This window comes from Candidatus Erwinia haradaeae (assembly GCF_900698935.1).
Lineage (GTDB): Bacteria > Pseudomonadota > Gammaproteobacteria > Enterobacterales > Enterobacteriaceae > Erwinia_E > Erwinia_E haradaeae_D.
Window position 1 is genome coordinate 618,449 of sequence record NZ_LR217715.1, and the last position, 25,075, is coordinate 643,523.

Below are 25,075 nucleotides of genomic sequence, written 5' to 3' on the forward strand. Positions count from 1 at the left end.
TACTCATCAGTATTTATTTTTTAAAAAAATCACAATTAAATAGTCACATACCGTATTGGTTTTATTACCAAACAAATATTATAAATCATAACTAACTTAGCAGAATCATATCCATCACTAAAATATACACAACTTCTAGTATTAGATCAGTATATTCATATAGCATAAAATGATGCTGTAAGTATACTAAACCTGAACAACTATCTTTATGTATATCAGTGTCTCACATCGAAGATACAGATAGAAAATCCATATATTATTGATTTAGGCCGATATTAAAACTCCATTCGATGTGTATCACCACACAGTTCTTATTATTAGGCAATGGCCTATAATTTATCACAGCTTCAAATATAGGTTAAAACATAATGATCAAGGTCATGGATCGCAAACTGTTAGTGGGTCTCGAAATAGGAACAACAAAAGTTGCTCTTTTGGTAGGCGAAGTCCTGCCTGACAGCACTCTGAGCATTATTGGGTTTGGCACCTGTCCATCTCGTGGTATGGATAAAGGTGGCGTAAATAACCTTGAATTAGTAGTAAAATGCGTCCAAAAAGCAATTGATCAAGCAGAATTAATGGCAGACTGTCAAATTGAATCAGTTTATCTAGCTCTCTCTGGACAACACGTAAGTTGCCAAAATGAAATCGGTATGGTTCCAATTTCTGAAGAAGAGGTTATGCAAGAAGATGTAGATACTGTTGTGCATACGGCCCAATCTGTCCGCGTACGCGATGAACACCGTATTCTACACGTTATCCCACAAGAATATGCTATTGATTATCAGGAAGGCATTAAAAATCCAGTTGGATTATCAGGTGTACGTATGCAGGCAAAAGTACATCTTATTACATGCCATAATGATATGGCGAAAAATATCGTTAAAGTGGTAGAGCGCTGTGGCTTAAAAGTAGATCAATTAATTTTTTCGGGTTTAGCATCAAGCTTAGCAGTTTTAACAGAAGATGAACGTGAACTAGGAGTGTGCATGGTAGATATTGGTGGTGGAACAATGGATATGGCTATATATACTAACGGTGCATTACGTTATAGTAAAGTAATTCCTTATGCCGGACAGATTGTCACTAGTGATATCGCTTATGCTTTTGGGACACCTCCCACTGATGCAGAAGACATCAAGGTGCATCAGGGATGCACCTTAGACTCTACTACTTGTCAAGATGAAACCATTAAAGTTCCAAGCGTAGGCGGGCGTCCTCCTCGCAGCCTCCAACATCACAAACTCACGGAAATTATTGAACCACGTTATACAGAATTACTACATCTAGTTAATAATGAAATTCTGCAGTTCCAGGAAACACTATCAAAAAACAGCATGCAATATTATCTTGCAGCAGGTGTGGTTTTAACTGGCGGTGCTTCACAGATCAACGGGCTCGCAGATTGCGCCCAACGTGTCTTTCATACGCAAGTGCGTATAGGGTATCCAATGCATACATCTGGGTTAATAGAAACCATACAAGAACCGTGTTACTCAACAGTAGTTGGCTTATTGCATTATGGACAAAATTATCGACTTAATTACAAAAAAAACAAAGAACCAAGAGCTTTAGTCAGCAATTTTTTTAAAAAAATAAACCAATGGCTAAAAAAAGAGTTTTAATTTGTCTAGCAATGGGGTCATAGTCTATATATTTGGTGATCTCTAAGCGGACGGCATATAATGGAGTAATATTATGTTTGAACCCTTAGAATTAACAAATAATGCCGTAATTAAAGTTATTGGAATTGGCGGCGGAGGGGGGAATGCTGTGGAACACATGACACAGGAGAATATTGAAGGTGTGGAGTTTTTTGCGATTAACACAGATGCGCAAGCATTGCGTAAAACAACTATTAGCCAGATAATTCAGATTGGGAATGCTATCACTAAAGGTCTTGGAGCAGGGGCTAATCCAGAAATAGGGCGCAACGCAGCTGAAGAAGATCGTGAAGCACTGAGTAAAATCTTAGTAGGTGCCGACATGGTATTTATCGCAGCGGGCATGGGTGGTGGAACTGGTACTGGTGCAGCCCCTATCGTCGCAGAAATAGCCAAAGAGCATGGCGTTCTAACTGTGGCTGTTGTGACAAAACCATTTAGTTTTGAAGGAAAAAAACGAATGTTATTTGCTGAACAAGGTATTTCTGAGCTTTCTAAATACGTTGATTCGTTGATTGTGATCCCTAATGATAAATTACTCAAGGTTCTAGGACGCGGTGTTTCGCTATTAGACGCATTTAGTGCCGCTAATGATGTCTTAAAAGGATCTGTGCAAGGCATTGCTGAGCTTATTACTCGGCCAGGGTTAATGAATGTTGATTTTGCCGATGTTCGGACTGTGATGTCTGAAATGGGTTATGCAATGATGGGAGCTGGTGTAGCATGTGGAGAAGATCGCGCGGAAGAAGCCTCCGAAATGGCTGTTTCCAGTCCATTACTAGAAGATATTGATCTCTCTGGGGCTCGTGGTGTATTAGTCAATATTACTGCAGGGTTTGATCTACGTTTGGATGAATTTGAAACTATAGGTAACACAATTCGTGCATTTTCTGCGGACACCGCTACAGTAGTCATTGGTACATCCCTAGATCCTGAGATGCATGATACACTACGCGTGACAGTAGTAGCCACTGGCATTGGTGTTAATAACAGTAATGACATCACTTTAGTCAAAAATAGAAAATCGATGCAAACTATTATGGATCATCGTTATCAGAGACACGGTCTTGCGCCTCTATCGCTAGAAAAAGAACAAACTATACAAACAACTAGCGAAAAAGAAAAAAGAGTGAATAAAGAACCAGACTATCTAGATATTCCAGCATTTCTGCGTAAACAAGCAGACTAGTAATTATTAATTCTCAGGTGTTAGGTTTCATTACATGAGGTGTCCATAATATGTTTGTATACATAGTGTACAGTAAATGGTCATGTGCCTAATTTGTCGAGATCATGAAATGATTAAACAACGGACCTTGAAACACATTGTACAGACAACTGGAGTCGGTTTGCATACCGGCAAAAAAGTGACGCTTACCTTACGTTGTGCGTTAGCTAATACTGGGGTAATCTACCGTCGTACTGACTTAAATCCCCCCGTTGATTTTCTAGCTGATGCAAAATCAGTACGCAATACTATGCTGTGCACATGCTTAGTAAACGAAAATAATGTAAGAATCTCAACGGTAGAGCATCTGAATGCAGCCCTGGCTGGATTAGGGATAGATAATATTGTAATCGAAGTTAATGCACCTGAAATTCCTATTATGGATGGTAGCGCAGCACCGTTTATTTATCTGTTATTGGACGCCGGCATTGTAGAACTAAGCAGTGCCAAAAAATTTGTACGAATTAAACAACCCGTCCGAGTTGAGGAGGGTGAAAAATGGGCAGAGTTTGTACCACATCATGGTTTTTCATTAGATTTTACTATTGATTTTAAACATCCAGCGATTAATTCAAGCACTCAGCGCTATTATATAGATTTCTCTACAGAAACATTTACATGCCAAATTAGTCGAGCACGTACTTTTGGTTTTATACACGACATCAAAACATTGCAATATCATGGACTCTGTCTAGGTGGTAGCTTTGATTGTGCAATAGTAGTGGATAACTATCGTGTATTAAACAAAGAGGGACTACGTTTTGAAGACGAATTTGTACGCCATAAAGTACTTGATGCTATTGGCGACCTATATATGTGCGGACATATTATCATTGGTGCTTTTACTGCATACAAATCTGGACATTCACTCAATAACAAACTTTTACAAGCAGTATTATCTCAGAAAGAGGCGTGGGAATGGGCCACATTTGAAAATGAAGAGGCGCTTCCTGTTACATTTATAGAACCTAATCTTCTTTTTGCATAGACGTCAGTGGACGCTTATCATAGATACGCTTACCTCGATCACGAGTACATAAAGCTAGTCTTTCCAAGGCATATTTTAGTTTATCAGGACTCTGTTTCGCTACAATCCGTAAAGTATTTGCGCTTTCCTGACTTAGTGGTCTCACTTTAGTGTTGCTAATATCTGTACGGAAATTCTTGTGGTCTGGATAAGACTTTACACTTTTAGTAGCTAAAATAGGATTTATTCGAATACATATTGATATTAAGGATGGTAATATTTTTTCTCGAACTGCGGTGAGTAAATTAGATTTCTCGTAGCGCAGAAACATCAAACAATGAGCATTCGCTGTTTCAATCACCAAAGTACCTTGACGGAAGTTAGCTGCAGTACAAAAAGGGCGTAATTTTTCAGGAAGTGCTTTATGTAGTATACAGTTCACCTGGATAAGAATTTTAGTGCGCTGATAAACATACTGCAACGCACTTGTTTTCTGAGTCTGATTAAAAAAATTCTTAATTGAATAGGGGCGACTATAGCGCATACATAATCTCCGACGAAACATAGTCATGACTATATTAAAGTATTAAAAAAGATAAAAACATATGATATTGATCTAAAAATAGCCGAAATAACTAGATGTTAACCTTTAAACTACTGAAAACTTTATTATGTTATACTAAAAACATTGCATACAACATGCGTCTAAGAAATACGAAATAAAATGAAAGCCTCCATAGCCCTAGATAGTCTGTTAGAATACAAAAGAAGTATCCGATATCTTTTATGACGTAGAGTAGATCAGATGCAGAAATTTCTTTCATTGCAATGGAAAAACATTTCCTCTGTGTTCATCTATATCTTTGATTACCACAGTAATAAATAATACATCTTACTAGTATATCAGATAATAGCACTTTATGTACTAGGGGAGATACGCTCACGAGCTTACAAAATTCAAAAAACGAGTATTAGGTAATATACACTATAGCTTATGGTGCTACATTATAAGCATCTATATCTAGGCATATCATCACACGATGATTAACTAACCATTTTTGGTGTGTGTGCTAACTAACTCTGCACTATACATTCTTAAACTAAAAACATACTTATTCAAACTAGGCATTTGTTAAATATGTAATGTCTTTAAAGGATACTGTGAGAAATCATTAATTATGTTTATCAAACTCTTAACGAAATTTTTCGGTAGCAGCAATGATCGTGCATTACAACGTATGTATAAAATAGTCGATCGTATTAATACTATAGAACCATATTTTATTCAGTTGACTGACAATGAATTAAGAGCCAAAACAACTGAATTTCGCACAAGAATTAAAAAAGGCGAACAATTAGATGATCTAATGCCAGAAGCCTTTGCTACTGTACGAGAAGCTAGTAAGCGCGTCTGTAATCTGCGACATTTTGATGTACAACTGCTTGGTGGTGTAGTGCTACATGATCGATGCATTGCTGAGATGCAGACAGGAGAAGGCAAAACACTCACAGCCACTCTTCCTGCATATCTTAATGCCCTATCAGGGGATGGCGTTCACGTAGTAACAGTCAATGACTATCTAGCCAAACGAGATGCAGAAAATAATCGGCCTACATTTGAATTTCTTGGCCTGACAGTTGGCATAAACTTACCTGGTATGCCTACCTCATCAAAGTCTGCAGCTTATGCAGCTGATATCACTTATGGCACTAATCATGAGTATGGATTTGACTATCTGCGCGATAATATGGTCTTTAGTGCAGAGGAACGAGTACAACGTGCGCTGCATTACGCTCTTGTGGATGAAGTCGATTCTATTCTAATCGATGAAGCACGCACCCCGCTTATTATTTCTGGTCCCACCGAAAACAACTCTGAATTGTATATTAAAATTAATGAAATCATTCCACAGCTCATCCGTCAGGAAAAAGAAGACTCTGAATCATTCACAGGAAATGGTCATTTTTCAGTAGATGAAAAAACTCGACAAGTGCATCTTACTGAAAGAGGCCTAATAATGGTAGAAACACTCATGGCAAATGAAGGGATTCTTGCAGGCGGAGAATCTCTGTATTCACAAAATAACATCATTATTATGCATCATGTAATCGCTGCACTACGCGCGCATACTCTCTTTATGTGTGATGTTGATTATATTGTAAAAAACAATGAAATTCTTATTGTTGATGAACATACTGGACGCACTATGCCTGGGCGTCGTTGGTCTGATGGGTTACATCAAGCTATAGAAGCAAAAGAAGGTGTGGTTATACAAAATGAAAATCAAACACTAGCTTCAATTACTTTCCAAAACTACTTCCGTCTTTATAATAAACTAGCTGGGATGACTGGGACCGCAGATACTGAAGCTTTTGAATTTCGATCTATTTATCATTTGAATACCATTGTAATACCAACCAATCGCCCCATGATTCGCATAGATCTACCAGATCTGGTTTATATGACTGAACAAGAGAAAATTACGGCAATTATTCATGATATTCGTGATCGTCAAAACAAAGGACAACCAATTCTAGTTGGAAGTATTTCAATTGAAAAATCTGAAGTTATCTCACATGCATTAACTGATGCTGGTATTTCACATACAGTACTGAATGCAAAATTTCATGCCCGTGAAGCGGCTATTATTGCACAGGCAGGTCAACCAGGTGCAGTGACTATTGCAACAAATATGGCCGGCCGTGGTACAGATATCGTTCTTGGCGGTAAGTTACAAACTCCACTGCATACACATTCAGAAATTAATCACACAACAGTCGAAGAAACAAAAATTTTATGGCAAAAATACCATGATTTAGTATTAAAATCAGGCGGCCTACATATTATTGGAACAGAACGTCATGAGTCACGTAGAATTGACAACCAACTACGAGGTCGTTCTGGACGTCAAGGTGATCCAGGTTCTTCTTGTTTCTACTTATCCATGGAAGATTCGCTCATGCGCATTTTTACATCAGATCGTGTGATTAATATGATGCGCAAGTTAGGCATGAAAAAAGGGGAAGCTATTCAGCATGCCTGGGTCACTAAAGCGATTGCTAACGCACAACGTAAGGTCGAAAGTCGTAATTTTGATATTCGTAAACAATTATTAGAATACGATGATGTCTCTAATGATCAAAGATGTGCAATTTACTCTCAACGTAATATATTACTAGATACGCCTAATATCTCGGATATTATTTGCCATATGCAAGAAGATGTTTATACGATTATCCTCGATAAATATATTCCAATACAGGCTATGAGCGATATGTGGAATATTATTGACCTACAAAAAGAACTTACACAAAATTTCAAGTTGAACATCCCTATTGTAACATGGTTAGAAAAAGAGCGAGATATGGATGCGCAGAGACTCCGTGTACGTATCATAGATACAGCTAAACATCAATACCAGCGTAAAAGAAAAGTATATGATACTAACATCATATGTAGTATAGAAAAAAGTGTAATGTTACACACTCTCGACGCATTATGGAAAGAACATCTTGCTGCTATAGACCATCTACGACAAGGCATCCATTTACGTGGTTACGCCCAAAAGGATCCTAAACAAGAATATAAAAAAGAATCTTTCATCATGTTTTCTTCCATGCTTGAAGCACTAAAATATGAAGTAGTTAAGACCTTGCAGAACATCGAAAAACCAGATACACCACCACAGTCGGGTGATCCACAAACAAACATTGACAAAACACAGCTAGATGTGATCGCACAAGACAAACCGTTATATCAAAAAAGCAACGCTACTATAGAAGCCGTACAATCTTTGTATGTTAGAAGGAGTACATACCACGTAGGAAGAAACAATAGCTGCCCGTGTGGCTCAGGAAAAAAATATAAACAATGCTGTGGTGATCTAGAAGAAAGTCGATAGTCTTGTAAAAAATATCTTGCATGTTAATTCTATACCGCTATAGCCTACGTGTCATATTTGAATTTATGTACAAACACATTGCATGATATTTTCCTTTCACTTTTATATTATAATCGTCAAATGGCGACGTATTCTACGAATAGCAAAGTGATTGCTCTTCTCTACCATAGAACTTCATCTATATGAAGTCATTTTGAAGCACCGCAGTGCCTGCGCACAAGAAATAAAAAATACGATATCATATAAAATACATATACATTCTAGTCTGTTTTCATATGCTTAACACACCAAGAGTTTCTAGCTATGAAATGCTATATGTACATGTACATAGTACGTCCTAATACTATCATTGCGGACATTAGAACACGTAAGCCCTAGTATATACATATAGCTATTATAGAAAACAATAACCCAAAGATCATAACACATAAACTTTGTTATAAAACACATCGTGTATGCTAACAAATAAAACTACAAAACAGCTTGTGTTATCGCTGTAATCGGATCTCTATAAGATGCTCATGTAGCAAGACAAATGTAAATAAAAGAAAATATCTACAACCATCAAACTAAAAAAGAAATCTACTCTCTACTATGAAAATCATATTTACCCTACGCATATATTAATAATCATACCATGTATAGATGATTTATATTTCATCTTCAACCTTTGTGTATCAATAAAAACAATAGTGATATAATTCTAAAAACTATTAATGCAAAATAATATGTACCTTCGTGCTAAAGATATTCAAAGTTCATCACACCTATGATCATTCATAGAAGTTAGATATATATACTCTAATATAGAATCAATATTCAACTCACTAAAAATCATCACTCTGTGAATGCTTATTAATATTAATTACATCTCAGCTAAATCTGTGCAATATGCATTACCTAATACCATTCTCACATCCATTGTAAAAAATTAAATTTTTAATAGGTTAAAATACAGGTATACCAAACACTCAGGCTATTTTTACTGTAGCTTTCATATAAAAGTATTATTATTTACTGATTGAAGTTAAGTAATAATAAATTATTGAAAAAATAAATCACTAATATTTAATGTCTAGTAAAATACTATTTTGTTATCGCTTATATGAGGTGAGTATACCAACTCTATGTTCCATAAAAATCTTAAAATTATAAATATACTAGATGATAAATACACTTTTGCTCACTATTTGTACTTCCTTTATCAGTAGAACTTATGTATACAATTTATAGAATGAATAATCATCACAAAAATAAATAGAAGAATTATCATTAATAATTTGTAATGAGAAAATAAATTCAAACGTCATCATTTACAATGATACAATAAAACACACTCTCTTTTTTGCAGTATTTAGTATAAAATATACTGATTCACTGAACTATGCTCAATTATATCAAAAATAATTGACTATATAGAAAATCAGTAACTGTATAGTATAATCAGATAATAAAATAATTAGAGGTAGTAAAATATTATTACTAATATCATACTGATATATAACTCTATAAGTCATTTTATACGTATTCTGCCTCCATTAATAAAAATTATGACGTGTGCTATATCTCATAATCAACTCTTCGAATATGGTATTAGATACCTATAATTTATTATATATGATAAAAATTATTATTTTGTCAAGAACATGGCGATCATTGTATTGTACTTTCTCAATGATTATCCAATACTGATATATATTAAATATAGTCAGCCTTAATATCAAATATTAAAAATCAATGCTTGCTGTATCTTTTAAGAGGCTCTGATCATAAATCTACTTATCTGCATTACTCAATATGAGTATTGTTTTTATCTGGAGACATATATAAATCTATCGATGTTTTACTACGTTCTCCAGGAATTTCTCTTACTAATTTTGGTACTAAATAACCTGAAACCATTGTTATAAAATCTCGAAATATTAAACGTGCATGATCATCGCTTACATAAAAATGCGCTGCTCCGTGAACTTTATCTAAAATATGCAGATAATAAGGCAAAATACCAGCATCAAATAATGCATTACTTAATTCTGCGAGTGTCACCGCATTATCATTAATGTGGCGCAAAAGAACACTTTGATTTAAGACGGTTACATCTGCGCACTTTAACATACATATTCGATCACGTAGATCCTCATTAATCTCTTTCATGTGGTTTATATGTGTAACTATTAATACTTGTAATCGTGAAGCTTTAAAGCGTTGACATAGTGCCTGAGTAATACGCTGTGGGATCACAACAAGCAAACGACTATGTATCCGCAAACGCTTTAGATGTGATATTTTCTCAAATTGCGAAAACAGCCAGTCTAACTCATGATCTGTAGCTATTAATGGGTCACCGCCAGATAAAATAATCTCGTCTAGATGACCCTGCTTCTTAATATACTCTATGGCTTTCTGCCATGTCTGTTTATTGCCTTTATGCTCTTGATACGGGAAATGACGGCGAAAACAGTAACGACAGTGAATAGCACAATGACCTTTTACTAAAAATAAAGCACGGTTATGATATTTATGTAATACTCCAAAAAATGTACTACTTTTCTCGTTAAGTGGATCTAGCTTGTAACCAACTACATTCACCAATTCTTGTGATAAAGTAAGCACTTGTAAAAGAAGAGGATCTTTGGGATCTCCTTTACACATACGCAAGGCAAAAGAACGCGGTACACGTAAAGGAAAACCATCTTTTACATCATGTTGTATAATCAGTTCAGGATGGTCTCTGAGCTCTAAGAATTCTAATAATTCAGCTCGGTTAGTAATGACACTCGTCAATTTACACAACCATTCTTCTCGTAGAGGACTCTGCAAAATTAAAGTATTTGTCATGTTTAAGTCTATGTATTAGTAATAAGATCAATCCCAATCATAAATTATAGAAGGTTCTATATGGCAACTTATTCTAGTAGTGATTTTCGCCCTGGTCTAAAAATTATATTCGAAAATGAACCATATGCTATCGAATCGAGTGAATTTGTTAAGCCAGGAAAAGGCCAAGCTTTTGTTAGAATTAAAATGCGTCGTTTATTAACTGGAAGTCGTGTAGAAAAAACATTTAAATCCACAGAGTTAGCTGAAAGCGCTAATGTTCATGATACAAACTTAAATTATCTATATAATGATGGTAATTTTTTTTATTTTATGCATCCAAAAAGCTTTGAACAATATTGTATTGAAAAATCCACGGTCGGTGAAACCGCTAAGTGGCTATTTAGCAACGCTGAATGCATTGTCACATTGTGGAACAATAAACCCATACAGGTTCTCTCGCAAACTTTTGTGGAATTAGAAATTATAGATACTGATCCAGGTCTTAGAGGAGATACTACTGGTAGCAGTGGCAAACCAGCAATACTTTCTACTGGTGCTATCGTGAAAGTTCCATTATTCCTCCAAATTGGCGAATGGATAAAAATAGATACTCGTTCTGGTGAATATGTATCCCGCATAAAATAAAGTGAGTCACTAACGTTCTATCTAATTGATCTCACATAAATTAAATATGCTGAATGGGATGTATATGATGATAGATCTAATAATTATTAATGTGATGATAATGCATTTTTTTATCAACATTCCATCCATAAAATAAATACAAATAAGCGTTTTAACACTATATGGATCATTCCTAAAATAGGCGCTTGCATTATTTACTGTCCATAAAATATAAGTATCTTACAAGACTCAAACATAGCATTATAAGTTTTTTAAAAAAAGTAATACATAAAACTGAAGAGTATTAATGATTAACAAGAATCTTAGATTTCAATAACCTAAAATCTCGTTTGTAATCTAAAATTGTTCTTAGAAAATAAATCTACTATCACTTCGTGACTGATGTTAGGATCTATGATCCAAAAACTTCACACAATCTTATTAAATCAGTAATGTATACAGAGTGATAAGATTTCAGATATTGAATGAACGCTTACTTCGTGTATTCTCACTAACACAAGTTTTTTATAAAATCAGTACTTATAATTTCTGACCCTAGAAATAATCTATCATAAAAAGACAGTAGAATCGCTACAGTCAGGATAAATAAAATCACAAATCCATAATAGTTTTCAAACAAGTGGCATCATATCTTTCGTCATAAACCTATTAATAGAAATCAAGGTTGGTTTGAATAAAACTAATAATTAATACACGCCATAAATAAATTGCAGTTGTATTAAAATTATTTAAGAATCTGTGTACGAACAGACGTAATATGTATGATAAGTGTGTGAATAATACATTAATAAAAATATTATATCTTATTATTTTTAGATGTCATCATAGAAAACTAAACCATCTTATTTTTAGTCTAACACCTCTGATGATCATTGCTAAACACATAATGATCTCTGATATGTACCTAAAAAATAGAGATATGAGTGTTCATTAACATATATATACAGCAATATTTAAATATAAAATTAAAGAATATACATATTGCTTATATATGTAATATCATAAATCATACCATGTATATCACTGCCGAGAAGAAATATATTCTCCTAAATAAAGGGGGTGTGGAAAAATTAATGAACCAGATCTACGCTTTTATACTTAGGGGGCTCTGGAAAAATAACTCAGCGCTGGTGCAACTTCTAGGTCTCTGTCCGTTATTAGCCGTTACTTCTAATGCGACAAATGCCCTTGGTTTAGGTTTAGCCACCACCATAGTGCTTACTTCTACAAACAGTGCTATATCCCTATCACGATATTGGATTCCTTCTGCAATTCGCATTCCAATTTATGTCGTCATTATTTCAGCAGTTGTGAGTTGTATGGAAATGTTAATTAATGCATATGCATATAGTTTATATCAATCCTTGGGTATCTTTATTCCACTAATTGTGACTAATTGTATTGTAGTAGGTCGCGCAGAAGCTATAGCATCAAAATATAGTGTCTATTTATCAGCACTAGATGGAATAGCCATTGGTTTAGGTGCCACCAGCGTTATGGTGTTATTAGGCTCGATACGTGAAATGCTTAGTAATGGCACAATATTTGATGGTGCAGATCAATTGCTTGGAGCGTGGGCTAAAGTAATTAAAATACAAGTGATCCATTGGGATTGTCCCTTTCTATTGGCAATGTTACCTCCGGGTGCATTTATTGGTCTCGGGCTAATACTTGCCTTAAAGCATCTTGTTGATCAAAAAATAAAAGATAGAAATAGTAATAATGTAGACTCAGTTTGATCATTTTAAATGATATTATAGGTGTAGCATGAATCAATACATACGTAAAAAAATTTTAATGCGATTACAAAAGCATGATCCACAACCCATATCAGAACTGAATGGCACCTCACCTTTTGAGATACTCATTGCTACTGTATTGTCCGCGCAATCTACAGATGTTAGTGTAAATAAAGTGACGTCTAGATTATATCCATGGGCTAATACTGCTCCTACACTACTTGAATTTGGTATAGAGAGACTAAAAAACAAAATAAAAACACTAGGATTGTATAATATAAAATCAAAAAATATCATTAATATCTGTCACATATTGCTAGAGAAACATGGAGGTGATGTCCCCAATAATATGGAAGCACTAAAGTCTTTACCAGGTGTTGGGCGTAAAACGGCTAGTGTGGTATTAAATAAAGCTTTTCATCAACCTACTATTGCTGTTGATAGGCATGTTTTTCGCGTATGTAATCGTTCTCGTTTCGCAATAGGGGCAAGCGTCAGAGAGGTAGAAAAAAAACTATTACAATGCGTACCAAAAATATTTCAGATGAACTGTCATCAATGGTTTGTTTCACATGGTCGTTACACATGCTTATCGCGCAAACCAAAATGCGGTGTATGCCTCATAGAAGATCTATGTGAATTTACCAGCAAGTACTAGTAGTGAATGTTCAATACATCAAAATTTGTTAATTATTTGAATGAATTGTACATGGAATATAATTCCATACATTTTTTTAAACAGATCAGTGAAGCGGACTCATCTATTGTAGGGATTATAAGTAGCCTTGTGCTAATGAAGTGGTACAAAAAGATATAAAAACAAAACAGATAGTTACACGTTATAGCCATATATCTTATTCTAAGTCATGGTTGAATGTAAAAGGATAGAAAAATAAACTAAATATGTGTAATGCACTAATCTTGATGTTATATGTGTAAGCTACAGCTTATAGACCGATCCACTACAAAATTACAGAGAGAAATTAACTACAACATGATGAAATTCTAATGCAATCAAGTAACAAGAATGCTCAGTGGAGAGTCAAAATAATATACACTTAACACAAAATAAGTACTAATTAATATAATTATATTATTTTTACTGTACCCGTTAGAAAAAATTTTTATCTCGCATACAGAGATCACGAAAGATCTTAATAAAAAGATAAATCAAATTACATCATATATTGATAGTATTAGGATCACCCAATCATCATCAGATGATTGTAATCATAATTATGCTACTTGCTTTTGTTTTGCCGCTAAGCGAATTATCTCTATAAAAGACTCAATATTTAAACATGCACTACCAACTAGCAAACCATCAATATCAGGTTGCGCCAATAATGCTTCTGCGTTCTTGCTCGTAACAGATCCGCCATACTGTATGGTGACCAAGGAGGCCTTGTTTGCATTTTTTTGCGTGATATAAGTACGAATAAATGAATGCACTTCTTGTACTTGCTCTGGATGTGCCGACTTTCCTGTTCCAATAGCCCATATCGGTTCGTAAGCTACCACTACATCATTAAAAACTTCGGAGCCTTGTACATGCATAATCACATCAATTTGACGAGCACACGCCTCTTTAGTTTTACCTTCTTGATATTCAGCTTCTGTTTCTCCAATGCATAGAACCGGGATAAGACCCTCTTTTTTCAACATATAAAATTTTCTTGCGATAACCTGATCAGTTTCAGAATGCAATATCCGACGCTCAGAATGACCAATAATGACATATTTAACACCGATATCTTTTAGCATCGCAGAAGAAATTTCACCAGTAAATGCACCGGATGCATGAATATCAACATTCTGAGCACCTAATTCAATGAAACTATCGCAAATAGCTTGCTTGACATTTCCAAGGTATATGACAGGTGGAGCAATAACTACTTTACAGTTCTGAATACCCCTGAGGGCGTACTGTAAGTCAAAAAGCATCGTACTTACAAGGTGAAGACTTCCGTTGAGTTTCCAATTACCAATGACTAATGCATGAGCCACACCAGCTATCCTCCATAATAAAATGATTTATATATAAACATTCTATGATTCATAAAATACATATTTTCTTACTTATAAAAACATGGAGAAAATGTCTGAAAATGTTTTTTAGTGACGTCTAGTGACATATAAATAATCTCTGAAAATCTTGTAACGATAACATACGCATACAAAATTTAAATGTATAATAAATCTATTTCTGTCTTATAGCATCTATTATGTTCAATACATCTCCAGAACACCTTTAAAATTAAGCTTTTGTTATCAATACACATGATTAGCATCATCACACTTCAAAATAAAAATATCTTATAGAATAGTTACTTATGACAAGTATTGTGGCTTTCATGATATAAAAATATACTTCTCTTGTATTGTGCGTTACTATGTACATAGAATAATGATCATTGATATGTAATTTATCGGTTAAACATTTTACTGTGTACATGCTATGCAACGTACATACAATATACTAGGAATAATGATATATCTTACGACTTCACTAGTCTTCTAAACATAATTATGTTGTATCTTTAGCAAGAACGATTTTTACTTTTGCGGTATAATTCCATAACCATGACAACATGATAAACGTACCCTATAATCTATATTCACGGATCTCAATCCATATATTAATATAGTAGCAAAAAACTAGTGTGATCTTTAACCAAGTATCCAGTTAGCCATTTTTAGGAATAACTTTGTATCAGCACAGACTCTCTTTTACAGAATGATTTAGTATATCCAATATGCTCTTGCACCAGCTATTTCATCCTTAACCTCATAGGTGTACCAAACCTTTCTCATCTGAGATTATATCATTTGATTAGCACTTTCAACTATATCAACATAGCTTATTTAAACACGATTCATTACACATGCTAATCGCAACATGATACAATATGATTCATCTCATATGATGGATTATATAATCAACATCCATGTTCTATTGTATAGACTTTATAATTTTAATTTATTGAACACTAGTGATATATACACAAAAAATCCATAATATTATGAATGATATCTTCAAGATTTATTTATGTAATTCATTATTAGTCACTATAATAAATATTCAAAATAAATAATGTTATTTATGTGCGTGAACTACTCTTAATTAACAATGTATTCCGTGAATACAGTATAATGATTACACACTATTGACTCTATATTATTAGAATACTACATCCTAGTATTGTATTCTCTACTTTTATTTATCTTACAAGATATTCATATTATGTGTCAAATACATGCAGTCAAACATCGTATTCAGAATCTTATTCAACGTCACGCCATACTTAAAAAAACTTTAAATTATAATATGAAGAAGGAACGCCTTCAAGAAATACATGCAGAATTAGAGAAATCTGATATCTGGAATCAGCCTAATCGAGCTCAGGCGTTAGGGAAAGAACGCTCTTCATTATTAGAAATAATTTCTATCTTGCAACAAATACAAAAAATGTTAGAAGAGATGTCTAGTTTATTAGAACTAATAATAGAAACTGATGAAAAAGAACTTTATAATGAAATGTTTACTGAACTGGATGCTCTAGACAAGAAAATACAGTTACTGGAATTTCAATGTATGTTTACAGGAGAGCACGTTAATGCCGACTGCTACATGGATATTCAAGCTGGTTCTGGCGGTATTGAAGCTCAAGACTGGGCAGGTATGCTGCTACGTATGTATATACGATCGGCTGAAACAAAAGGTTTTAAAATTGAAGTCATCGAAGACTCTCATGGTGATGTTTCCGGTACTAAATCCGCTACGATTAAAATTATCGGAAACTATGCATATGGTTGGTTTAGAACCGAAAGCGGCATACATCGACTAGTGCGAAAAAGTCCATTTGATTCAGGCGGACGACGTCATACATCATTCAGTTCTGTATTTATTTATCCAGAAATTGATGAAACTATCGAGCTTTTCCTCAACCCTACAGATTTACGTATCGACGTATATCGTTCTTCTGGTGCAGGCGGACAGCATGTTAATAAAACTGAATCAGCAGTCCGAATTACTCACTTACCAACTAATATTGTTGTACGGTGTCAAAGTGACAGATCTCAACATAAAAATAAAGATCAAGCATTCAAACAACTACGAGCTAAATTATATGAATATACCATGCAAAAGAAAAAAGTAGATCAGAAAATAATAGAAGAAAGTAAATCTGAAATTACCTGGGGAAACCAAATACGTTCTTACGTACTTGATGACTCACGCATAAAAGACTTACGCACTAACACAGAAACACGTAATACCCAGGAGGTTTTGGATGGTTATTTAGATCATTTTATTGAAGCAAGCTTAAAAGCAGGGTTGTAATTAGGAGAATATATGTCACAAAAAACATGGAAAGATATTAAAAACACCCCCCATCGTAATCCTGAATTACAAAAACGACGTGAAAAATTAGCAACTATACGCAAAACAGGGGTGGCTTTCCCAAATGATTTTCGCAGAAAGCATATTTCTGCACAACTACATAGTCAGTTTGATCACATAGAACAAAAAGAACTAGAACTACTTAATATTACAGTCAGCGTTGCAGGACGCATTATGACACGACGTATCATGGGAAAAACTGCATTTATTACATTGCAGGATATTGGTGGTCGTATACAGCTATATATCTCTCGGAATAATAATGCATTAGACAAATCTTATTTTAAACATTTTAAAACATTTGATTTGGGAGATATCATTGGCGCTAGTGGCATTTTATTTAAAACTCAAACTGGTGAGTTGTCAATCTATTGCAACCAAATACGTCTTTTAACTAAATCTCTACGTCCTTTACCAGATAAATTTCATGGGCTAGTTGATCAAGAAACTCGTTATAGGCAACGTTATTTAGATCTTATTGCCAATCCAGAAGTACGAAACACTTTTCAAATTCGCTCAAAACTAATAGCAGGCATAAGAAAATTTATGGTAGATCGTGATTTTTTGGAAGTAGAAACTCCCATGATGCAAGCCATCCCAGGGGGTGCATCTGCTCGTCCATTTATTACGTATCACAATACTTTAAATATTAATATGTATCTACGAATTTCTCCAGAACTCTATCTCAAACGCCTGATCGTCGGAGGTTTTGATCGTGTATTTGAAATCAACCGTAATTTCCGTAATGAAGGTCTTTCTCCGAGACATAACCCAGAATTCACTATGATGGAACTCTATATGTCGTATAGTGACTATACGGATCTCATGACTCTAACTGAAACTCTATTTCGCACATTAGCGCAAGATATCTGTGGCAGCATGATGATTCAATATGGGAAGCATCAGTTACAATTTGGAAAATCATTTGAATGTATGACTATGAAAGAGTCCATTGTAAAATACAATATTGGTATGAATTTATTAGAACTAGAGAATATAGAGACCTCATTAAACATTGCTCATTCTTTAAATATCACAGTTGAAAAAACATGGGGTGTGGGGCGTGTTATAACGGCAATTTTTGAAAAAACAGTAGAAGAAAACTTGATTCAACCAACTTTTATTACAGAATATCCAGCTGAAGTATCACCACTTGCACGTAGTAATGATATTCATCCTGAAATTACTGACCGCTTTGAATTATTTATTGGCGGACGTGAGATTGGAAATGGGTTTTCAGAGTTAAACGACCCAGAAGATCAAAAAAAGCGATTTCTGCAGCAAAGTCATGCTAAAGAGGCGCTAGGTGACAAAGAAGCCATGTTCTACGATGAGGATTATATCACTGCACTAGAATATGGGTTACCTCCATGTGCTGGAGTAGGAATTGGTATTGACAGAATGGTCATGATTTTTACTAACATGCATGCTATTCGTGACGTAATGCTCTTCCCGCTACTGCGCCCAGAATACAAGCAGAAAGAAAGTGATAAGTAAATGTTGATTCCACATAATATACGTGTTCTATCTTCATGTTTCACTAACCGATAGACTATGACTGCACACACTTTAAAATGCTAAGTACAAGGATTCGTATCCTGCGATATCCATATCGAGTCATTGATATATATTTTCTCTAAACTATGCATGGAAAAATCTGTTTATAACTATATATATATGAATTTCGCATAGGCTTGAGATTAAAAAGCACAAATCATGATTCCAATTATAACAAATGTTATACATATCAAAATATCTTAAAACCTCATGACCATCATGCAATAAAATTAGTGTATTTTAAATACTCGTATCCAGATCAGGAAAACTTTTTACTAAATCATCAATAGCCTGTATCTGCACTAAAAAAGGCTCTAATTTGTCAAGCGGTAATGCTGAAGGGCCATCACATTTTGCTTGAGATGGACATGGGTGAGCTTCAATAAATAGACCTGCAATACCAACTGCAATACCAGCACGAGCTAGTTCACTAATCTGCGATCGCCTTCCGCTAGAGACCATACTCATTGGATCACGACATTGCAAAGAATGCGTGACATCAAAGATGATAGGATGATTATTTGATACTTTTTTCATGATATTAAAACCTAACATATCCACAACAAGATTATCATAACCAAAACTTACACCACGATCGCATAAAATAATCTTTTCATTTCCTCCTTGCGCAAAATTATTAATAATATTTCCTATTTGCCATGGACTGATGAACTGTGGTTTTTTAACATTAATGACGGAGCCAGTTTTTGCCATTGCATCAATTAAATCCGTTTGACGTGCAAGAAAGGCGGGTAATTGAATAACATCTACGATATTCGCTACTGTCTGAACCTGGCTGATTTCGTGTACGTCTGTCATAATTTTAACTTCAAAATTTTTTTTAATATCCTGAAATATTGACATACCTTCTTCTAATCCTAAACCACGATAAGAGTTCATCGAAGAACGGTTTGCTTTATCAAAAGACGCCTTAAATACGTAAGGCATCTTGAGTTTTTCTGTTACCATGACATAATGCTCGCAAACTTTCATGGCTAGATCACGCGATTCTAGAACATTCATACCTCCAAACAATACACTAGGTAAGTTATTAGATACTTTAATATGACCAATATTGACTATTTTATGTTTCATTTATGCACCGATGTGTAAGCATATTGAGATCTCTTAAGAGTTTATGATTATGTCATATCTTCGAAGAATCACAAAAAAGATTTATTTATGATTCACATATCACTTCACCATAAATGCACATCATGAAAGAAAATTTTAATTTTCATATATACTCTCAATAGCGTTTTATACGCTAAAGCTGTTTAAAAAAATAAAATACAAAGCTTGCATGATTACTGGAAATATCTAAAGAAACCTTATATGTGGATGGTTGCAGTTCCTAAAAAACACCCAAGAGGATTGATGTGAGCAACATTAGGTTTTTCAAGAAATATGAATTTTCTATAAAAGTATGATTCAGGATTTTACTTTTATGCATCACGTATTTCTATTATACACATGTTATCATTGACCTAACAGATGTTCTTATACGCCAACTAACTATCATGCACATTTAAGTATATCTAATAAAAGTTTTGTATTATTGCCTATCTTCTTCAATACTAACTATTCTAGAACAGTGTAAATTGTAGAATAAAATATGTGACGCAAAACAATAAGATGTGGATAGTCATCAACTATATACATTCATTGTTCCATACGATGAGATAAAACTAGATGATATAATCATCTATATACTAATTACAATTTATAGATAAGTACACTGATCATGCGTTATGCAATACGTGAGAACCGAAAATAACTGGTTCTTATCCTCTAACATTCATCAGCATTTCGAGATCATATATCAGACATATGATGAATTGCTTTCATAAAACAATTGCTTTTCTCGCTAATCTGAGTGTAGACCAAGAAAGAGTGTTATTCTCTCTTATAGATTAGGTAAAGCTAATATGAATACATAAATGGAGTCTAAGATGTCTAGGAAAAACCTAATAAATACATTAAGAGAAAGAGGGTTAGTAACCCAGATTTCTAATGAAAATACTTTGGAGCAAATTTTAGCACAACAAAAAATAGTACTTTATTGTGGATTTGATCCAACTTCTAATAGCTTACATGTAGGGCATTTAATACCATTACTATGTCTAAAACATTTTCAAAATGCCGGTCACAAACCCATTATCTTAGTAGGAGGTGCTACTGGTCTCATAGGTGATCCTAGTTTTAAAATAGGCGAACGTAAACTAAATACTAAAAATACAGTAGATTCCTGGGTAGCATCTCTCTCTTTGCAAATCGTTAAGTTTTTAGACTTTCAGTGCAGTGAAAATAGTGCGATTATCATCAATAATTATAGCTGGTTTTACAATATGAATATAGTTCACTTTTTACGCCACATTGGTAAAAACTTTTCTGTTAACCAAATGATTAATAAAGAGATAGTAAAGAAACGTCTTCAGACAACCAATCAAGGCCTCTCTTTTACTGAATTTGCATATAATCTATTACAGGCTTATGACTTTGCATATTTAAATGCAAATCATCACGCCATCTTACAGATTGGTGGATCAGATCAATGGGGGAATATTACCTCTGGTATCGACTTATCCCGTCGTTTAAATAAGACACAGGTTTTCGGTATGACTTTACCATTACTTACAAAATATGATGGTACTAAGTTCGGTAAAACTGAAGGGGGAACGGTGTGGTTAGATCCTCAAAAAACTAGTCCATATCAATTTTACCAATTCTGGATGACTACTGTTGACTCAGATGTATATCGTTTTTTAAAAATATTTACTTTCATGAGTATTGATGATATTGAGGCTCTCCAGAAAAAAGATAACAGCAGCAATCAAGCTCCATCTGCACAAGGCATACTGGCTGCACTTATGACAAAATTAGTTCATGGAGAACAGGGTTTAACTTCCGCGCGTCGTATTACTCACAGTTTATTCTATGGAAAGATTACAGACTTAACAGAACAGGACATTAAGCAGTTAATACAAGACGGCATCCACACCATAACATTGAAAGTAGGTCAAGACTTACAACAAGCACTAGTGGATACTTTATTAGCCACTTCACGCAGCCAAGCGCGCCAGTTAATTACTGCTAAATCCATTAGTATAAACGGTCACCTACAAACTGGCAGTAAGTATATTTTTGATAAAATAGACCATCTATTTGGACAGTACACAGTACTATGTCGAGGAAAGAAAAATTATAGAATAATTAGTTGGATCACGGACAACGCATAAATAAAAACATCAGGTTCAGACAGCAATAGTTTTGTTCCCGCAGCAAGGTTTCATCTTTTTCTCTTAAATGAATGAATCTTGAAATTATCCACTAAATATTACATATACACATTCTACCCTATCAAAACTCTTTATAAATAGAAACTAAATCACCCTTTTCCAAACATTAAAAATATGACATGATCTATATATATTGATCAAATTATATCAAGACCAACCATCACCGCAATAGTCCATGTCCTTCCTCCCTGATTTGTCTCAAATAATAATCTATACGGACCATAACAAAATTTGACTGTACACAAATAAAAGACACACATGTGTGATATACTTGAACATCCATGCTGCAGGAATATAGTTGTCTTATTACAAAACGCAGTTAACCCCTGATGCGTACTTCTGTGCTATAAAATATTGCTTGTATGATGATCTATATTTTCAAGTATTCACTACATAGCATGAACCTAGTCATCCAGTGCGCTTATAGATTGTTTAGATATTTATCAAATAAATGATATATAGCTTTAATACATCTACGCTAAGCGTGCGTCACATACTATGATATAGCGTAGATAGAGACATATCTTGAATAACTCTTCTTATGCTATATGTGCATAATTCATAAAGCAAGGTACTCAATACCGAGGTCATATAGCGACATATAAAGATATAGTATTATTAATAACTACATGCACTGCGCTAAGAAAGTCTTTGATATTAATAGTAGACAAAATTATGTTACTGCATGAGTTGTCGTCAATCGAATATAAATTTGAGTGTACGCAATACACCATACATATGCATGAGCTCATCAATCCTACCTCACAACTTAAAATATACTATTCTTGAATATCGCGCATAAGATGAAACACGTACAGCAAGTGATCCACTATAATTTGTACAGTCATGTGCTAAGCTCAATAGATATAATACTTTTTGACATATATCGCTGATAACTCTGGTGGTGTTTTAAGAGCATGTTAATAATGGACTACTCTATTGAGACAGATATTACCTATAGTATAAATACTGGTATAGCACTATTAGGGTGTATCAATCTCAGTCATCATGCTCTGTATGACTTTGTTATTTTCATTATGTTGAACAGTTGGATACGAATGTCTAGCTAAAAAATCATAATGTTGAAAATAAGTTGTGCGCATAAAAACGTAAGGGTCTTTAACTTCTTTGATCATCAAATCATAATCTAACAGTTGAGCACGACGCTCAACTCCCTCTAGTAACCACTTGCTTGCAGACATCCACCAAGTAAACCAGCTAAACGGAAAATACATATAATCTACTAAACAACCAAGATCCTCACGGGGGGTAAATCCTCCATAACCAGGCATCACGATATAGATTCCATACCCTACATTGTAATAACCAAGGGTGCTACCAAATGCGCGGTTCTCTTGTTTCTCTAATTTAGGATTAGCCATGCTTGCGACATCAATAAAACCACCCATACCTAACAGGGTGTTAAGAAAAAACCGATTAAAGTGTAACCCTGCCTGATATGGATTACCTTCAATCAAATAATTAACCATGGAACTTGGTTCGCTAATATTACTAGTAAAATTAATAAGACCATAACGAACAGGAAGAGGTATAAACTCTCGCCATAATAATGCTAATGGACGTATAATATATGGATCTAGAATATTATAGTTCCAGTGAAATATTATACGATTAAATTTCTCTAAAGGATCTAAACACTCTCCTGTCGTTTCGTGTATCACTGGATGACTAATACAGCTCGTCATGAGTAATCCTAGCAATGTTAAACGTGTAAGCTGATAATTCATAGAGGAGATTTCCACACAAAAACATAAGCGTTACTTGCATTATACACATAAGATATGTACGCACAGACCACTGGTCTATATTCAACACCAAGTGTTTTGTACTATACATGCTAATGATGGCTTCCAAACTAAAAACTATATGTTCGCGATTGAAACTATACAGAGGGAATATTACACTATATAGTAGTATACAGTCTGACAGAAGGGATATAAAATAGATGTGTTCTGTTATATTATATATTATATACGTATTTCTACATCTACTTAATAGTACGTGTAAACCCCTAAAACTGGTCAACCTATATATTCTAAAGCATCTAAAACTCACCATTCTAAAAAATAAAAAAACGTGCATAGCACAGTTCATATTGTGAATTTCACACAATAATATGCGTTTTTCTGTTTGTTTAAAAACTACCAGATTCACCACGCAGACATAACTGAAATCATGTTGGTATAAATCTTGTTCCTACAACTAGCTGTCTGCATTGAACTACTAAAAGTTGAAGAAATTAATATCTTAAAAAATTTTTAGAAAAAATTTGTATGCTAACATTTTGATTATAAAGTTTCTCTCAAACTATAGCCAGATTTATTATTGTTATACTGAGATGAGGTATTAAAAATATTAATCTATAAATACCATGTATAGTTAGATTTCGTATCTTTTAAATAAATTACCACAGAGAATTACGAAGAAAGCATTCCTATCTATAAATACAATAGACACCGTGCTGTATTGCATATACTAGTCTATGAGCCTTGCAGTCCATCTTAAAGCAACAATACAATACACGCCTATCACATAATGTTCTAGCAGTAATCAAATTACTATAAATACTCGGACTCTCTAAAAACCATGAGTGAAAATCCAAAAAAATTCCAATTACGCTCTATAATATCTAATTCAGGCACAAATTCACCTAATGAAGATACGCACACGGACTGAATACGCTACAGTTGCTATAAATGCATTCTCTGAGGCTAATGATATTTCTACGAGAATTAACCATACTGTTTATTTGAGTCTTATGAGACTATCTAATATAATACGAACAATATTAATAACTATATTGTAAGTATCGTATCACGCTAGCATAAATT

General features: G+C 34.1%; 15 protein-coding genes and 1 pseudogene. 11 read left to right on the top strand and 5 right to left on the bottom strand.

The window, feature by feature from the left end; translation table 11 throughout:
• Positions 1-368 precede the first annotated feature (368 nt).
• From ftsA to lpxC, 3 genes are all read left to right on the top strand, one after another.
• On the top strand, positions 369-1,625 hold the full coding sequence (ftsA, locus tag ERCIKOCA2762_RS01945) for a cell division protein FtsA (RefSeq protein ID WP_157988524.1): 1,257 nt from the start codon (positions 369-371) through the stop codon (positions 1,623-1,625).
• A 73-nt stretch (positions 1,626-1,698) separates the two neighbouring features.
• Entirely contained in the window at positions 1,699-2,853 is a 1,155-nt protein-coding gene (gene ftsZ / locus ERCIKOCA2762_RS01950) for a cell division protein FtsZ (RefSeq protein ID WP_157988525.1), read from the top strand.
• A gap of 109 nt (positions 2,854-2,962) precedes the next feature.
• Positions 2,963-3,880, top strand: a complete 918-nt coding sequence (lpxC, locus tag ERCIKOCA2762_RS01955) for a UDP-3-O-acyl-N-acetylglucosamine deacetylase (RefSeq protein WP_157988526.1) — start codon at positions 2,963-2,965, stop codon at positions 3,878-3,880.
• Here the strand turns inward: lpxC and ERCIKOCA2762_RS01960 are convergent.
• Complete coding sequence (locus ERCIKOCA2762_RS01960; protein ID WP_157988527.1) at positions 3,861-4,403, bottom strand: DUF721 domain-containing protein; 543 nt, start codon at positions 4,401-4,403, stop codon at positions 3,861-3,863. The two genes, lpxC and ERCIKOCA2762_RS01960, sit on opposite strands and share 20 nt — an antisense overlap.
• A 634-nt stretch (positions 4,404-5,037) precedes the next feature.
• On the opposite strand from ERCIKOCA2762_RS01960, the pseudogene secA reads away from it, so the two are divergent.
• Positions 5,038-7,510 (top strand): annotated as a pseudogene (secA, locus tag ERCIKOCA2762_RS01965) (preprotein translocase subunit SecA); the annotation flags it as partial.
• An 80-nt stretch (positions 7,511-7,590) separates the two neighbouring features.
• Positions 7,591-7,761, top strand: a complete 171-nt coding sequence (locus ERCIKOCA2762_RS03555; protein ID WP_415017158.1) for an SEC-C metal-binding domain-containing protein — start codon at positions 7,591-7,593, stop codon at positions 7,759-7,761.
• A 1,788-nt stretch (positions 7,762-9,549) separates the two neighbouring features.
• Here ERCIKOCA2762_RS03555 and epmB read toward each other — a convergent pair.
• Complete coding sequence (epmB, locus tag ERCIKOCA2762_RS01970; protein ID WP_157988529.1) at positions 9,550-10,599, bottom strand: EF-P beta-lysylation protein EpmB; 1,050 nt, start codon at positions 10,597-10,599, stop codon at positions 9,550-9,552.
• A 60-nt stretch (positions 10,600-10,659) separates the two neighbouring features.
• Here epmB and efp point away from each other — a divergent pair, with 60 nt between their 5' ends.
• From efp to nth, 3 genes are all read left to right on the top strand, one after another.
• Complete coding sequence (efp, locus tag ERCIKOCA2762_RS01975; RefSeq protein WP_157988530.1) at positions 10,660-11,226, top strand: elongation factor P; 567 nt, start codon at positions 10,660-10,662, stop codon at positions 11,224-11,226.
• Positions 11,227-12,299: 1,073 nt separating this feature from the next.
• Positions 12,300-12,965 carry an electron transport complex subunit E gene (locus tag ERCIKOCA2762_RS01980; RefSeq protein ID WP_157988531.1) on the top strand — a complete coding sequence of 222 codons (666 nt, stop codon included), beginning with the start codon at positions 12,300-12,302 and terminating at the stop codon, positions 12,963-12,965.
• A 28-nt stretch (positions 12,966-12,993) separates the two neighbouring features.
• A complete protein-coding gene (nth, locus tag ERCIKOCA2762_RS01985; RefSeq protein WP_157988532.1) occupies positions 12,994-13,623 on the top strand; it encodes an endonuclease III in 630 nt (209 codons plus the stop codon).
• A 578-nt stretch (positions 13,624-14,201) separates the two neighbouring features.
• Here nth and tpiA read toward each other — a convergent pair.
• Entirely contained in the window at positions 14,202-14,972 is a 771-nt protein-coding gene (gene tpiA, locus ERCIKOCA2762_RS01990; protein ID WP_157988533.1) for a triose-phosphate isomerase, read from the bottom strand.
• A 1,237-nt stretch (positions 14,973-16,209) separates the two neighbouring features.
• Here tpiA and prfB point away from each other — a divergent pair.
• The gene (gene prfB / locus ERCIKOCA2762_RS01995) at positions 16,210-17,307 is read left to right on the top strand and encodes a peptide chain release factor 2 (protein WP_157988534.1); all 1,098 of its coding nucleotides are present in this window, start codon (positions 16,210-16,212) and stop codon (positions 17,305-17,307) included.
• A 12-nt stretch (positions 17,308-17,319) separates the two neighbouring features.
• Positions 17,320-18,864, top strand: a complete 1,545-nt coding sequence (gene lysS / locus ERCIKOCA2762_RS02000; RefSeq protein ID WP_157988535.1) for a lysine--tRNA ligase — start codon at positions 17,320-17,322, stop codon at positions 18,862-18,864.
• Positions 18,865-19,164: 300 nt separating this feature from the next.
• On the opposite strand, the gene kdsA is transcribed toward lysS, so the two are convergent.
• Positions 19,165-20,019, bottom strand: coding sequence for a 3-deoxy-8-phosphooctulonate synthase (gene kdsA / locus ERCIKOCA2762_RS02005; protein WP_157988536.1), 855 nt, complete (start codon positions 20,017-20,019; stop codon positions 19,165-19,167).
• An 857-nt stretch (positions 20,020-20,876) separates the two neighbouring features.
• On the opposite strand from kdsA, the gene tyrS reads away from it, so the two are divergent.
• On the top strand, positions 20,877-22,163 hold the full coding sequence (tyrS, locus tag ERCIKOCA2762_RS02010; RefSeq protein ID WP_157988537.1) for a tyrosine--tRNA ligase: 1,287 nt from the start codon (positions 20,877-20,879) through the stop codon (positions 22,161-22,163).
• A gap of 1,043 nt (positions 22,164-23,206) precedes the next feature.
• Here tyrS and ERCIKOCA2762_RS02015 read toward each other — a convergent pair.
• The gene (locus ERCIKOCA2762_RS02015; RefSeq protein WP_157988538.1) at positions 23,207-23,971 is read right to left on the bottom strand and encodes an MlaA family lipoprotein; all 765 of its coding nucleotides are present in this window, start codon (positions 23,969-23,971) and stop codon (positions 23,207-23,209) included.
• Between the last annotated feature and the right edge of the window lie 1,104 nt (positions 23,972-25,075).